The sequence below is a fragment of the Planococcus maitriensis genome (genome assembly GCF_003289925.1).
Lineage (GTDB): Bacteria > Bacillota > Bacilli > Bacillales_A > Planococcaceae > Planococcus > Planococcus maitriensis.
The window spans coordinates 548,587-562,044 of sequence record NZ_QLZQ01000001.1; the positions used below are offsets into that span (position 1 = coordinate 548,587).

Sequence of the window (13,458 nt, forward strand, 5' to 3'; positions counted from 1 at the left end):
TGAAAGTTTGTGACAAAAAGCGCGTTCAGCAAGATCTTTTTGAGTCTCTTACTGGCTTTGTCAGCTGCTTTGCCGTACATGGCAACAGCCGATGCAGCGGAAACCATTTCGGTTGCAGAAGCCATTGAAAACAATACAGGAACAGCAACGGTGAAAGGATTTATCGTTGGTACTGCAAATAGTGGAACCAGCTATGATCAGGAAGCACCTTTCACAGCAGCAACCAATGTTGGTTTGGCGGATTCCTCGGATGAAACTGACCCGGCGAAAATCCTGCCGGTTCAATTACCATCAGGATCCGTGCGTGCTGGTTTGAACTTGGTCGATAACCCTGCTAATTTCAAAGCAGAAGTGACCATCAGCGGAACGCTTGGAGCTTATTTCACAGTTCCTGGTTTACGTTCAGCTTCAGCTTACACGATCCTCACTGAGGGCGAAGAGCCGCCGACCGCGACACCTGTAGACAGTGTCCAGGAAGCACGCGACTCTGAAGGCTTGATTTCCGTGGAAGCGACCGTGACGACGGGAACAGGTTTCTGGGGCGGCAATGGCTTCTACGTGCAGGATGAAACAGCAGGCATTTATGTCTTCACATCCAGCGCAACTGTAGCGCCGGGCGATAACGTCCGCTTGGAAGGCACCGTTTCTACATACAGCGGCGAGCTTCAATTGCAGCCGAACACAGTAGAAGTGCTCCCTACCGGCAACGAATTGCCGGAAGCACAAGTGATCTCGCCAGCAGGCGTCAATGAAGAGACTCAAGGCGAACGCATTTCGATCGAACGCGTCGAAATCACCGACTTGAAAGCCGTTAACAATTACGGGACGTTCGAGTTCACGGCAGTCGCGGAAAACGGCGAGCAAGTCGCCGTCCGCAACGACAACCGCAATGGCTTGACGTTCGAAGACTTCACGAAGCGATACAAAGAAGGCGACTTGATCTACCTTTCAGGCATCGCTTCGAAATATTACGATACGTATCAAGTGAAAACGCTCGGCTTCGAGAGCTTCGAGCTCGTCAATAAGCCGGCTGTGTACACAGACATCTTCCCGGGCGTCGTTTCGGAAGGCACTGAAATCACGCTCGCAAGCGGGTGGGATAACGCAACGATCCATTACACGACAGACGGGTCAGAACCGACAACGGAGAGCGCAGTTTACGCTGAGCCGATTGTCCTGACGCAAGATACGGTGATCAAAGCGATCGCAGTGACAGGCGAAACGTCTGAAGTATTTTCATTTGATTACACGGTCCTGAAATCAGAGGACTTGAAGATCCGCGACATCCAAGGGCAAGGCCATTACTCGAAATATGAGGATGTAACTGTCAATGAAGTAACGGGCGTCATCACGCATTTCTATAACGGCGCAAACTTCGTCATGCAGGACACAGAAGGTGACGGCGACTGGAAAACGTCTGAAGCGATCATCGTCAACCGTTCATCTGCATCAAGCGACTTTGCAGTTGGGGATGTCGTAACAGTCGCAGGTACGGTCGAAGAATGGTTCTATAAAGGCTATTCCGATATGCGCGACAACGACTTGCCACTCACGCGCATCCGTTCAACGGACGTCGTGAAAGCTGGGACGGCGGAACTTCCAGAGCCGATCATCATCGGTGAAGACGTGTTCCCGCCGACTCAAAACATCGAAAATGACGGCTTGACGGAATTCCAGCCGGAAGAAGACGGCATCGATTTCTGGGAAGCGCTTGAATTGATGCGTGTCGGAGTAGCCGATGCACAAATCGTCGGCCCTCAGAAATACGGTGAAGTGTTTGTCGTATCGGAAAATGCAACAAATAACGAATTCCACAAACAAGAGGGAATCCTTCTGGAAGAAGATGACTTCAACCCGGAACGTATCACTGTCACTACAGGTGAAAACGTCGTCGCAAAAGCGGGCGATACATTCGCTGAAGCGCCAGTCGGCGTTCTCGGCTACGGATTCGGCAACTACCAGATCTGGACGGAAGAAACGGACGTGCCGGAAATCGTAGACGGCGGAGTGCAGGCGGAAGAGACTTGGATCGAGAACGCAGACGATAAATTGACGGTCTCCACGTACAACGTCGAGAACTACTCTGCAGACCCGAGCCACACATCGGACGAAAAAGCACAGCGCATCGCTGAATCATTCGTCAACGACCTGAACTCACCGGACATCATCGCGATGGTCGAAGTGCAGGACAATGATGGGCCTGAAAAATCTGGGAATAGTGATGCATCGGCTTCTTATGAGCGCCTCATCGCAGACATCCAAGCAGCAGGCGGGCCTGAATACGCTTGGACAGACATCGCACCGGAGTACAACCAGGATGGCGGAGAGCCAGGCGGTAACATCCGCGTCGGCTTCCTGTACAACCCGGACCGCGTCGATTTGTCTGAAGGCGAAAAAGGCACAGCTACTGAAAACAATTCATGGACGGATACAGGCGACCTCGTCTTGAACCCTGGACGCGTCCAGCCGATCGCAATGCCGAACACACGCAAGCCACTTGCGGCACAATTTGAATTCCAAGGCGAAGAGATTGTTGTCATCGCCACGCATTTGAACTCCAAAGGCGGAGACCAAGCCTTGTTTGGGCAAAACCAGCCGCCGGAATTCACGTCTGAAATCGAGCGCATTGAATTGGCGAAAGCCATCAATGACTTTATCGCAGAAGGGCTCGAGAAGAATCCGGAACTCAATGTCGTCGTCACTGGCGATATGAACGATTTCGAATTCACGCCGGCACTTGATGCACTGGAAGGCGACATCTTGACGAACAAAGTCAACGATGTGCCGGAAGAAGACCGTTTCTCTTATTACTACCAGGGCAACTCACAAGTGCTCGATCACTTATTGGTGACGAACAACTTGGCGGACAACACTGAACTTGATATGGTCCACATCAACTCGATGTTCATGGAAGAGCATGGACGCGCATCGGACCATGATCCACTCCTTGCACAGATCACGTTCGACAAACCGCAAGTGCCGGGCGAACAGGAAGCGGATCCTGATCTAACCGGTGAAGAAGCAGTCATCACAGCTGGTGAATTTGATGAAGAAGGCACACTCGACATCACGTTCACGGAAGGCACGATCGATGAACTTCTTGAAAGCGGCAAGGATTTGACTGTTCAACTGGAACAAGCGAACTTCACATTCACTGCAGCCAACCTCCAGCAATTGGCTGAAGCGGCAGGCGCGGAAATGACGCTTGCACTGGCAGTCGATGACGCAGAGCAAGTCGATAACCGTCCGGCACTCAGCGACCAGCTTGATATCGCTGTGCTCGGGGCTGACGGTGAAGAAATCGGGTTGACGCTCAGCGAACCGATGGAATTGAACTTCCTGACGAACCCGGATGTCAAAGTCCAGTTCGGCGCACGCCAGGACGATAAAGGCAAATGGAAGATCATCCAAGGCGAGCTGGACGGTGAAACATTCACGCTCGAAGTGAACGAGTTCGGAAACTACACCGTCATCACAAACAAAGGGCAATTGAAGAAGAGCAAGAAGTAATGGAAACAGGCTGCCAAAAATCCAGTAATTGCTGGATCTTTGGCAGCCTTTTGCATGGAAAGAATCAGAAATAAGAATGGCATGCTATTCTTATCATGAAATAGTGAAAATTTTTGTCAGGATTTATGATATAGAAGGAAGAATATGCTAATATGAAATTTGTGTGATTTACCCAATATGCAAGGAGCTGCAAAATTTTATGGAACCTGAAAGACGCATACGGCCTGAATTAGAAGGAATACGGACCATCGCCGCGTTATTGGTGGCGGTGTATCATATATGGTTTAACCGGGTATCCGGAGGAGTGGATGTGTTTTTCGTCGTCTCAGGCTTTCTGATCACGACCTCACTGCTTTCGATGTACCGTAAAAATGGCCGCATTTTATACTTTTCCTATATTGTGAAACTATTAAAACGTTTATTGCCAACGGCATGGCTGATAGGGATTACCGTCCTGGTCGCAAGCCTGTATATCTTGCCCCCGTTTACAAAACAACAGAACATCAACGAATTTTTAGCCTCGGTGTCTTACTTCCAGAATTGGCGGCTTGCGATGGATTCGGTGGATTATTTAGCGCAGAACAATAGCGCTTCCCCGTTTCAGCATTTCTGGGCGCTGAGCATCCAGTTCCAATTCTACCTGGTATGGCTCGTCGTCTTCTTTGCGGCCATTTCCTTGCTGAAGTTGATTTCCGGAAACCACATGAAACGGATGTTGACGGTATTGATTGCCCTCATCGCCGTTGCATCGTTCAGCTACTCAGTCTATTTGACGGCCGCCAATCAGCCCGTGGCCTATTACCATACATTCACCCGGGTTTGGGAGTTCGGGATCGGCGGTTTGGTGGCATTGACCATCCACAAGCTTGCCGTCTCGAGCCGCGTAGCCTGGTTCTTCGGCTGGCTTGGCTTGATCGGGCTTATCAGCTGCGGCATCATTCTTCAAGTGTCCGAGTTGTTCCCGGGCTATGCCGCACTTTGGCCGGTGCTGTCAGCTGTCCTGATCATCATCGCCGGGAACCAGTCCACGAATTTCTCGGCTTTCCAAGTGCTTAGCTGGAAGCCGCTCGTCAAGTTCGGGAGCATCTCTTACGCTTTCTATCTATGGCATTGGCCATTGCTGATTTTCTACTATGCGTTATTCGGCGTCGAATCGGTGTCACTCCTGGGCGGATTAGGGATTATCGCTACAGCCGCGGTTTTTGCCTACTTCACCATTTATGGTTTCGAGTTGCCGATCCGGAAGATCCAGTTCCCGGTCTGGAAAACCGCCAGCATTATCGCGGTCTTCTCTGCCGCCATTTGGGTCTCGACCATCGCTTATCAAGAAACTTACTTGGCGGGGCCGCCCGTCAGTTCCGAGTTGCTGAGTGAAAGTTTCGAGACACATCCGGGTGCCGTCACTTATCTGGAGGATGGGCGGTTGACGCCTCCATCGGAATTCGAGGAATCCTTCCTGCCGGGTTTGGACTTCGTGAAGCAGGATCGCTCTGAAATATATGAAGATGGCTGCCTGTCGGGCAAAGGGACTACAGAAGCCGAACCGTGCGAATACGGGGCATTGACTGATTACGACTATACAATTGCCTTGGTCGGGGGATCGCATGCGGCCCATTGGCAGCCGATGCTTGCGGAGTTGGCTGAAGCCCATGACCTGAAGATTGTTACCTACTTAAAAGGGAATTGCCGATTTACCGAAGAGAGCCGGAAAGGTTTTGAAGAATGCGACACCTGGTTCCAGAACGTCAAGCAGGAATTGGTGGCGGACAAACCCGACCTGATTTTTACCGTCGGGAATGTAGGCAGTTCAAAAGAAGATTTTGATGAAGTTTCGGATGGGTTCATTGAAGCCTGGAAGTTTTTCGAACAGCATGAAGTTCCGCTATTCCTTGTCCGTGATACGCCTTGGTATGATCAAAACGTTTTGACGTGCCTGAGTGAAAATCCAGACAATCCGGAACACTGCAAATCCGATCGGGAGGACATCATCCGTGACCCGAGTCCTTTGGAAGAAGTGGACTATATGCCGGAAAGTGCTGTCACCGTCGACTTGACCGATTATTTCTGTGACCAGGAATCCTGTTATTACGTGATCGGAAACATCGTGACGCATTTCGACAGCAATCATCTAACGGCGACTTTCTCCAGAACCTTTGCGCCGGTATTCGAAAAGCCGTTGCTGGACGCATTGGAAGCTCAAGAACGATAAGGAATTGAAAACTGTCTTGGATACTGCGAAAGCAGTGCGCCAAGGCAGTTTTTTTGATGCCGGCCGTGCAGTGGGGGGCCGGCAGTGAATGCCGGGGGCCGGCCTGTCCGAGTGCCCTTTCCCGTTCCTTTTTCAATTACGGCTTGCTATAATGAACTCACATTAACGGAAGCGGGTTGAGACTATGGAAAAACGGATGATGCAATGGCTGATGGTCTTCTTGTCAGCGATGGTCCTCGCAGCTTGCGGAGGGACGGATACCGAAGCGCCGCCGCAAGCTGAAACCGAGCAGGCGGATTCGCCGGTCGATACGGCTGCCCAGGAAAAAGCGGTGATGATTGCGAATGCCAAGACGCATGTCTACACGATCTATACCGATTTCGAGCAAGGGTCCGGTTTTCTATACAATGACCAAGGCGATATCTTGACGAATGCCCATGTTGTGCGCGATGCGACTTTTATCTCGCTCGTCAACAGCGACGGCCAGGAATTCGCCGGCAAAGTGATCGGCATATCGCTCGATGAGGATTTGGCGCTCGTCCGCGTCGGGGAACTCGCCGGCAAAGAGCCGCTCGAGCAGGAAATGGAGCCGGTCGATATCGGCACGCCGGTCATCGCCATCGGCAGCCCTGAAAACGCGGCGAACACAGCGACGGAAGGGGAAATCACCGATACCGGCGTCGACTTCTCGGAAGTGTTCGTCTATACGGACCTCTATGAAATGAATGCCTCGATCAAGCAGGGCTCAAGCGGCGGGCCGCTGCTGGACGCAAGCACCGGCAACGTGCTCGGCATCAATTCGGTCATGCTTGAAGACAATCCCGAAATCGGCTATGCGATTCCGCTTTATTTGAAAAAGGAACTGTTGGATGGCTGGGCGGACAATCCAGACCCGCTGCCCGATTCGCAATTGGTCGAACCGTCGGTGAAGGATGCGTATTTTGATGAAGCGCTATTGTCGAGTTTCATCGAAGCCTATTATGACTTGCTGCCGTATTCGATGAATGACGAGGAGCTGAATTATTACTCTTCGTATTTAGTGCCCGGAAGCCAGGCGGTGGAAGCGGTGGACAGTGTGATACAGGAGTATTCCGAAGAGGGCCGCGTATTCGATTCGGTTGTGCCCGACGTCAGTTCCGTGGAAATTGAAGGCGACCGTGCATACGTTGAAGCAGGCGCGGTATTCAATTATCATGAAGCAAACGGCGAGACCGGGACGATCGACCACCGGAGGCGCTACACCATCGTGATTGATGAGTACGGGGATTACCAAATCGAATATGTGGAAGAAGTGTAGGAGCCTCCAGTTGTGGAGGCTCCTTTTTAATGATTCCGGGAAACATTCCCACTCAAACAGGTGCAGGAACTGGAATTTAAGGGGATTGAGAAACAGGAAATTTAAGCATATGATGGAATACATAGACAGCTAAGAGCGACATGACAGACAAACGCCGGAAATGGGGGAGGAAGCGTATGAACCTAGAGATTCTGAAGGATAAAAAAACCTTGTTGGGCTTTTCATTGGCATTTCTGATGAGCATCAGCGCCATTATTTTGGCGGTGGCCGGAAATGGCTTGTGGGTCGTATTCATCTTGTTGAACCTGCTGCTATTGGCATTCAGCGTCCGGCGGGCAGACCAACTGTCAAAAGCACGGGGCAGTTAGTGCCGCTATTGGATTTGTTATTTCCCAGGCAATCTTTGTTAGCCGCATATTCGCGTCTCAACCGAGCGGAATAAATCCGGAGAAAATCCTGTTTGACCTTGCTTCTTTGCCTCGAAAAATTGATGGCAGAGAAGTTTTTTTAATCGAAAAAAGACTACTATCAGTTTCATTTTGACAACTATATTAGTCAAAATGAAACTGATTCGTTACAATGGATGTATAAAGAGGTGAGTCTTATGAAGACGAGATTGAAGGAATTGCGGGCGCGTCACGGCATCAACCAAACGGAGCTGGCGAAGCGCGCCAATATCTCGAGACAGACGGTCAGTTTAATCGAACGGGAGGAATTCATGCCGTCTTTGCTGATTGCGATGAAGATTTCCAGAGTGTTCGGGGAGCCGATCGAAGAGATTTTTCAATTCGACGAGGAGGAATTGCGATGAAGAATGGAATGAAAATAGCAATCCGCATGCTTATCGGTGCAATCATTGGATTTACAGTAGCCCATGCCGCCATGGAGGGGAGCTGGCAAATGGATCTGCAGCCGCTCGCCTACCCAGTGACGCTAGTGCTTGTCGCGGCAAGTGTCGTATCCGTTTTGCTGACGGTTTATTATTACTTGAAAATCCGCAAGAGTGCAGGCATCGAACTGTACGGGGAAGACGAGGATTTAGCGGAAGGGCGCATGTACCGGCAATATAGCGATGCAACCTTGGCGGGCAACCTGGGGATGATTTTGGGCTTGGCGGCACTCAGTTTAATCGTTATTGCCGGCCAATCCGGCTGGCTTGCGCTCATCGCGATTGCTGCGATGCTTGTCAGCGTTGCCATGACGTTCATTATGCCAGGGCTCATGAAGAAAATGTATCCCGAACGCCGATTCCCATCAGTCAGTGATAAAGACTACGCAGAAAAACTGCTGGCAATGTCCGACGACGGGGAAAAACACGTCATGCTCGGCGGCTTGTACAAAAGCTTCCTTTCCATGAATACCTTATTATTCGGGGCGATCCTGCTGCTACTATTCTATTCGGTCATGAGCGGGACCTCCCAATTGGTCGGTATCTTCACCATCGCCGCCATCATGGCAATTGCCAACACGCAGTATTTGATCCATATCCGCAATAAATGACCCAACAGCCTGGCCCAGACGCCAGGCTGTTTTTAATGAACAAGCGAATGAACTCGCGGCTTCCACCCATTCGCATTTGCAGCTAAGCGAACGAATCAAAGCGGATGAAATGCACAAGCCCATTCACAGTTTCTCTGGCCAATTCAGCAAAATCTTAAAGCAGCCCCGCGCCCAAGGGTGAAGCGAAGCAGTAAGACAGGCGTCCTTCCTGGCTTACTGCGAAAGCTCAACCCCAAGCGGGCTGCGGACCCCCATCACACAAAAACGGTGAACCTCCTTCCAGACTAAAGACCAAAACTCCCGCTAAAAACTCCTGCGGTAAAATCATCAATGTCGAAAAGTTTTGAATTCATCCGTAAGCTATGGTATTCTATTGCCGACAATAAAAAAATATCGCTATTCCACTAGGGGAGCCATGTTGGCTGAGACGGACAAGAGTCCGGACCCTTTGAACCTGATCTGGATCATACCAGCGTAGGGAAGTGGGCGAATTGTGAGCCTTTCTCCAATTTCTTAAGCTGACCTTTATCGCCGCTTCCTTACCTGGGAAGCGGTGTTTTATTTTGCCCAAAAAAGGAGAGAGCGACATGACATTTTGTAAAGAAGTCCGGTTGGAATGCGCAGATTTATGGGACGCAAGTTTTGAACACCCGTTTGTGAAAGGCATCGCGAAAGGCGATTTGCCGCTTGATGTCTTCAAATTTTACGTCATGCAAGACGCCTATTACCTGACCCATTTCGCGAAAGTGCAGGCGATCGGTGCCACGAAAGCCAAAGATCTTAAAACCACACAGTCTTTCGCGCATCATGCCGAACAGACCTGCGCCGCGGAACTTGCGCTTCATGAATCGTTTATGGAATTGCTTGGGGTGACTGAAGAAGATTGGCAACTATTCGAACCGTCGCCGCACGCCTATGCGTACGTTTCGCATATGTACCGCTCGGCAGAAGGGGATTTGGCGGATGTGCTCGCAGCCTTGCTTCCGTGCTATTGGCTTTACTACGAAATCGGCGAACGCTTAAAGACCGCAACGCCGGAACAACCGATATTCCAGAAATGGATCGGCACATACGGCTCCGAATGGTTCGGGGAACTGGTCAATGAACAAATCGCACGCATGGACCGGTTGGCTGAAGGCTTGCCGGAAGAACGCCGCGAGGAATTGAAGACACGCTTCAGAAGGAGCAGCTATTATGAATGGCAGTTCTGGCAGCAGGCGTGGACGATGGAAACTTGGGAGCTGCCGGCGCAAAAGGAGAGTGCCCGCCATGCTTAGGGAGTTGCGCGCACGCAAACCATTGATCCATTGCATCACCAACCACGTCGTCTCGAATTTCCAGGCAAACGGACTCCTCGCGCTCGGCGTCTCGCCGGTCATGGGCGATGAACGGCAGGAAGTCGCGGAATTAACGGGACACGCCGATGCCCTATCGCTCAATATCGGCACGGTCACGGAGCGTTCATTCGAAAGCATGCTCATCGCGGGACGCGCGGCGATGGAAACAGGCATCCCGATTGTATTGGATCCGGTAGGTGCCGGGGCGACGAGCTACCGGCTGAAATCAGTAAAGCGGTTGCTCGCGGAACTCGATATCACGTTGCTCCGCTGCAACGCCGGCGAACTCGCGGCGATTGCAGGAGCCGGCTGGCAAGCGCGCGGCGTCGATGCCGGGGAAGGCCAAGGCGACTTGGAAGCCCTCGCGAAGCAAGTGGCTGATGAATATCAAATTTTGGTCGCGGTGACTGGGACTAGCGATTTAGTGACGGACGGCGAACGCACCGGTCACATCACAGGCGGAGATCCGTTAATGGCGTCGGTCACCGGGATGGGCTGCCTGCTCAGTGCGGTGCTTGCCGCCTTCTTGACGGACAAAGAATCTACCCCGATAGATGCGCTTGCTTATGGTTTGCAGATGTATGCGAATGCAGGAAGCCGTGCCTCGAAAATCGCCTTGAATCCAGGAACTTTCCAGATGGCCTTTTTGGACGAACTATCCAAACGACAGGAGGCGGTTCTTTATGGAAACTAAAGCGCAAGTACTGACGATCGCCGGATCCGATTCAGGCGGCGGTGCAGGCATACAGGCCGATTTGAAAACCTTCCAGGAACTCGGCGCATTCGGCTGTTCAGTAGTAACGGCGGTGACTGCCCAAAACACATTGGGTGTCCACGGCATTTATCCCATGGACCGAAAAGCAGTGAAAGAACAGCTCGATGCGATCGGGACGGACTTCGATATCCGCGCGCTCAAGACCGGCATGCTGTTTGACGCCGGCATCATCGAAGAAACAGCTCAAGGCATCAAGCGCTACGGTTGGGAACAGCTCGTCATCGATCCCGTCATGATCGCAAAAGGCGGCGCTTCCTTATTGCAACAGGAAGCAGTGGAAGCCATCAAAACGATGCTCGTGCCGCTCGCTGCGATCATCACGCCGAACATCCCGGAAGCGGAAGTGTTGAGCGGGATAGACATCATAGACAAGGCATCTCGAAGAATGGCGGCGGAAGCGATTTTATCGCTCGGTGCCGAAGCCGTGATCATCAAAGGCGGCCATAGCACCGACCCTGACATAGCGGAAGACTTCTATCTGGATCAGCAAGGCACAGCGATTTTGCTGCGCTCGGAACGGCTCCAGACGGAACAGACGCATGGGACCGGCTGTACGTTTTCAGCGGCGCTGACAGCTGAACTCGGCAAAGGCAAGCCGGTGGAAGAAGCCCTGTTCACTGCCAAGGAATTCATCCAGGCAGCTCTCGCGCATCCGCTTCACATCGGCCACGGCCACGGCCCGACACATCATGCGGCGTACAAAGAATCTATCGAAAAGGAAGTGGTTCATCTTGTTCGGGAATCCAGCGATTTATTTTCTAATGGGTACGGCCAACGCCGGTACTAAAGAGCCGCTTGCGCTGCTCGAAGAAGCGCTTCAAGGCGGCATCACCCATTTCCAGTTACGCGAAAAAGGGCGTGGGGCGTTGACGGGCGATGCGCTTGTAGAGTTCGCCGCAGAATGCAAGGGCCTATGCCGCGAATACGGAGTTCCGATCTTCATCAATGACGATGTCGAACTGGCTTGCACAATCGAAGCGGACGGCATCCATATCGGCCAGGACGATATGGACTGCGGACAAGTGAGAAAACAAATCGGCGCGTCGATGGCTCTTGGCGTTTCGGTACATTCAGTCAAAGAAGCGAATGAAGCGCTGACGTGCGGCGCCACGTATCTCGGCATGGGACCGGTATTTGGCACACGCACAAAAAGCGATGCGAAACCGCCGGCGGGTGTTGCTGAAATCATTAAAGTGAAAACCCAATATCCGCACGTACCGGTCATTGGCATCGGCGGCATCGAACCGGGCAACGCCGAAATGGTCTGGCGGGCAGGTGTTTCGGGCATCGCCGTTATTTCCTCCATTGCAGGGGCACAAGATGTCGCGGAACAAATCGAACGGTTTAAACAATCGATTCCGGGGAGGCGTGTCGGATGAATACGAAAAAACTCGTACTCATGGCGATGTTCGTCGCACTCGCCGTCGCCGGATCTGCGTTCGTCTGGTTCCCAGCCGGCATCGCCCGCGCCTATCCGGTACAGCATGCCATCAATGTCATCGCAGCTGTCGTCTTCGGGCCAGGACCTGCAGTCGTCATCGCCTTATTGACAGGTGCGGTTCGTGTCTTAACGGGGACCGGCTCGCTGCTCGCTTTTCCGGGAGGCATGATCGGCGCCTTGCTTGCTGGTGTCTTTTACCGCTACAGCGGACGGATCGGTTTTGCGGCAGCGGGTGAGATCCTTGGAACCGGCATCATCGCCTCGCTCGTCGCGGTGCCTTATGCGCGCATTCTCATGGGAACCGAAGTCGGTGCCTTGTTCTTCATGCCGCCATTTCTCGTATCGAGCATCAGCGGTGCAGTACTTGGCGTAGTGTTAGTGTACCGTTTGAAGAAAACGAAAAGCAGTAAATTATTGGCGTGATAAGTATGGAGTTATCGATAGCACACTAGTAGCCCGCCGAAATATCTGGCAGAAGATCGGCATTATGATTATGAAAAAGACCGTGTTCACGCAAAAGCGCAGACACGGTCTTTAGTTATTTCCTTACTTTAATGATAAAGCTCGTCGGGAATTTCTGCGCTTTGTAAAGCGAGTAATAACGGTCGGACACTTTCGCCTTCACAGCCTTCAAGTCTTGCGGAACATCCGGTTCGACGACTTGCTCGATCGAAAAACCGGCTTTCACCAATGCGTTCAAATACGTGCTGAACTTGCGTTTCGGGATGGTCATCGGCGCATTTTCGCCTTTAAAATTGGCATAATGCACGCTGCCTTCATCCTGGTAAGATCCATTCAGTGAAACAAGCCCATCTTCGCTTTTCAAATGGACATAGAGCGGGTGGTCCCAACTGAAAACGAACGACCCGCCAGGCTTTAAGTACGAATAGATTAACTCAAACGTCCGGTCGAGATCCACCGTCCAGCCGATCGCATAAATCGAGTAGACGATATCGAAATAGGCTTCCGGCAACCCGATATCTTCTTCCATCGCAGCGCAATAGAGCTGTGCATCCAAGCCATCCAACAATTCGGTCGCCTGTTCGATTTGCTTATCGGACAAATCGACGCCCCAAATATCTTTGGCGCCTTGCGCATTCATATAAAGCAAGGAATGGCCGCTGCCACAGCCGATATCGAGTACATTTTTCCCTTCAATCGAATCAAATAAGCGCAATTCTTCCTCGCTTTGGGTAAATGGCCCGTAGCCAGGCAGCGCATCGACACCGTTGAAATGGCCGGCGACCGTGTTCCAGCTCGTGCGGTTTTGTTTCAGAATGTCTATGTTCACTTAAACTCCCCCTGTCCTTTAATCATTCTCGGGAAGTGAAAGAATCTCCTTCCTGTAGAATAAGGGAGCAGCGAATAACGCGGGGACGTTAAGGGTAA

12 protein-coding genes and 1 riboswitch are annotated in these 13,458 nt (G+C 51.8%); of the genes, 11 read left to right on the forward strand and 1 reads right to left on the reverse strand.

Features of this window, described 5'->3' with window-relative positions; all coding sequences use genetic code 11:
* The first annotated feature begins 9 nt into the window (after positions 1 to 9).
* The 11 genes from DP119_RS02610 to thiW all read left to right on the forward strand — a co-directional run bounded on the left by DP119_RS02610 (position 10) and on the right by thiW (position 12,492).
* Complete coding sequence (locus DP119_RS02610) at positions 10 to 3,510, forward strand: DUF6359 domain-containing protein (protein WP_112230560.1); 3,501 nt, start codon at positions 10 to 12, stop codon at positions 3,508 to 3,510.
* A 199-nt stretch (positions 3,511 to 3,709) separates the two neighbouring features.
* Positions 3,710 to 5,719: an acyltransferase family protein gene (locus DP119_RS02615; protein WP_112230561.1), complete on the forward strand. Its 2,010-nt coding sequence runs from the start codon at positions 3,710 to 3,712 to the stop codon at positions 5,717 to 5,719.
* A 184-nt stretch (positions 5,720 to 5,903) separates the two neighbouring features.
* Positions 5,904 to 7,016, forward strand: a complete 1,113-nt coding sequence (locus tag DP119_RS02620; RefSeq protein WP_112230563.1) for a S1C family serine protease — start codon at positions 5,904 to 5,906, stop codon at positions 7,014 to 7,016.
* Positions 7,017 to 7,192: 176 nt separating this feature from the next.
* Complete coding sequence (locus DP119_RS02625) at positions 7,193 to 7,384, forward strand: hypothetical protein (protein ID WP_112230565.1); 192 nt, start codon at positions 7,193 to 7,195, stop codon at positions 7,382 to 7,384.
* Between the two features lie 236 nt (positions 7,385 to 7,620).
* On the forward strand, positions 7,621 to 7,827 hold the full coding sequence (locus tag DP119_RS02630; RefSeq protein ID WP_112230567.1) for a helix-turn-helix transcriptional regulator: 207 nt from the start codon (positions 7,621 to 7,623) through the stop codon (positions 7,825 to 7,827).
* Positions 7,824 to 8,516, forward strand: coding sequence for a DUF3169 family protein (locus tag DP119_RS02635; RefSeq protein WP_112230569.1), 693 nt, complete (start codon positions 7,824 to 7,826; stop codon positions 8,514 to 8,516). The genes DP119_RS02630 and DP119_RS02635 overlap by 4 nt, the downstream gene beginning before the upstream one ends.
* A gap of 396 nt (positions 8,517 to 8,912) precedes the next feature.
* Positions 8,913 to 9,014, forward strand: a riboswitch (TPP riboswitch).
* 89 nt (positions 9,015 to 9,103) lie between these two features.
* A complete protein-coding gene (gene tenA / locus DP119_RS02640; protein ID WP_112230571.1) occupies positions 9,104 to 9,793 on the forward strand; it encodes a thiaminase II in 690 nt (229 codons plus the stop codon).
* The gene (gene thiM, locus DP119_RS02645; RefSeq protein WP_112230573.1) at positions 9,786 to 10,547 is read left to right on the forward strand and encodes a hydroxyethylthiazole kinase; all 762 of its coding nucleotides are present in this window, start codon (positions 9,786 to 9,788) and stop codon (positions 10,545 to 10,547) included. Before tenA ends, thiM begins: the two co-directional genes overlap by 8 nt.
* On the forward strand, positions 10,537 to 11,415 hold the full coding sequence (gene thiD, locus DP119_RS02650) for a bifunctional hydroxymethylpyrimidine kinase/phosphomethylpyrimidine kinase (protein ID WP_112230575.1): 879 nt from the start codon (positions 10,537 to 10,539) through the stop codon (positions 11,413 to 11,415). Before thiM ends, thiD begins: the two co-directional genes overlap by 11 nt.
* Complete coding sequence (gene thiE, locus DP119_RS02655; protein WP_338066435.1) at positions 11,360 to 12,007, forward strand: thiamine phosphate synthase; 648 nt, start codon at positions 11,360 to 11,362, stop codon at positions 12,005 to 12,007. The genes thiD and thiE overlap by 56 nt, the downstream gene beginning before the upstream one ends.
* Complete coding sequence (thiW, locus tag DP119_RS02660) at positions 12,004 to 12,492, forward strand: energy coupling factor transporter S component ThiW (protein WP_112230578.1); 489 nt, start codon at positions 12,004 to 12,006, stop codon at positions 12,490 to 12,492. The genes thiE and thiW overlap by 4 nt, the downstream gene beginning before the upstream one ends.
* A 115-nt stretch (positions 12,493 to 12,607) precedes the next feature.
* Here thiW and DP119_RS02665 read toward each other — a convergent pair whose 3' ends face one another.
* Entirely contained in the window at positions 12,608 to 13,360 is a 753-nt protein-coding gene (locus DP119_RS02665; RefSeq protein WP_112230579.1) for a class I SAM-dependent methyltransferase, read from the reverse strand.
* Positions 13,361 to 13,458: the final 98 nt, after the last annotated feature.

Excerpts from the sequence above, each read along its gene's own strand:
- DP119_RS02625 (WP_112230565.1), top strand. The coding sequence starts at position 7,193 with ATGAACCTAGAGATTCTGAAGGATAAAAAAACCTTGTTGGGCTTTTCA.
- DP119_RS02620 (WP_112230563.1), top strand. The coding sequence starts at position 5,904 with ATGGAAAAACGGATGATGCAATGGCTGATGGTCTTCTTGTCAGCGATG.
- thiM (WP_112230573.1), top strand. The coding sequence starts at position 9,786 with ATGCTTAGGGAGTTGCGCGCACGCAAACCATTGATCCATTGCATCACC.
- thiW (WP_112230578.1), top strand. The coding sequence starts at position 12,004 with ATGAATACGAAAAAACTCGTACTCATGGCGATGTTCGTCGCACTCGCC.
- thiD (WP_112230575.1), top strand. The coding sequence starts at position 10,537 with ATGGAAACTAAAGCGCAAGTACTGACGATCGCCGGATCCGATTCAGGC.
- tenA (WP_112230571.1), top strand. The coding sequence starts at position 9,104 with ATGACATTTTGTAAAGAAGTCCGGTTGGAATGCGCAGATTTATGGGAC.
- DP119_RS02635 (WP_112230569.1), top strand. The coding sequence starts at position 7,824 with ATGAAGAATGGAATGAAAATAGCAATCCGCATGCTTATCGGTGCAATC.
- DP119_RS02615 (WP_112230561.1), top strand. The coding sequence starts at position 3,710 with ATGGAACCTGAAAGACGCATACGGCCTGAATTAGAAGGAATACGGACC.
- DP119_RS02630 (WP_112230567.1), top strand. The coding sequence starts at position 7,621 with ATGAAGACGAGATTGAAGGAATTGCGGGCGCGTCACGGCATCAACCAA.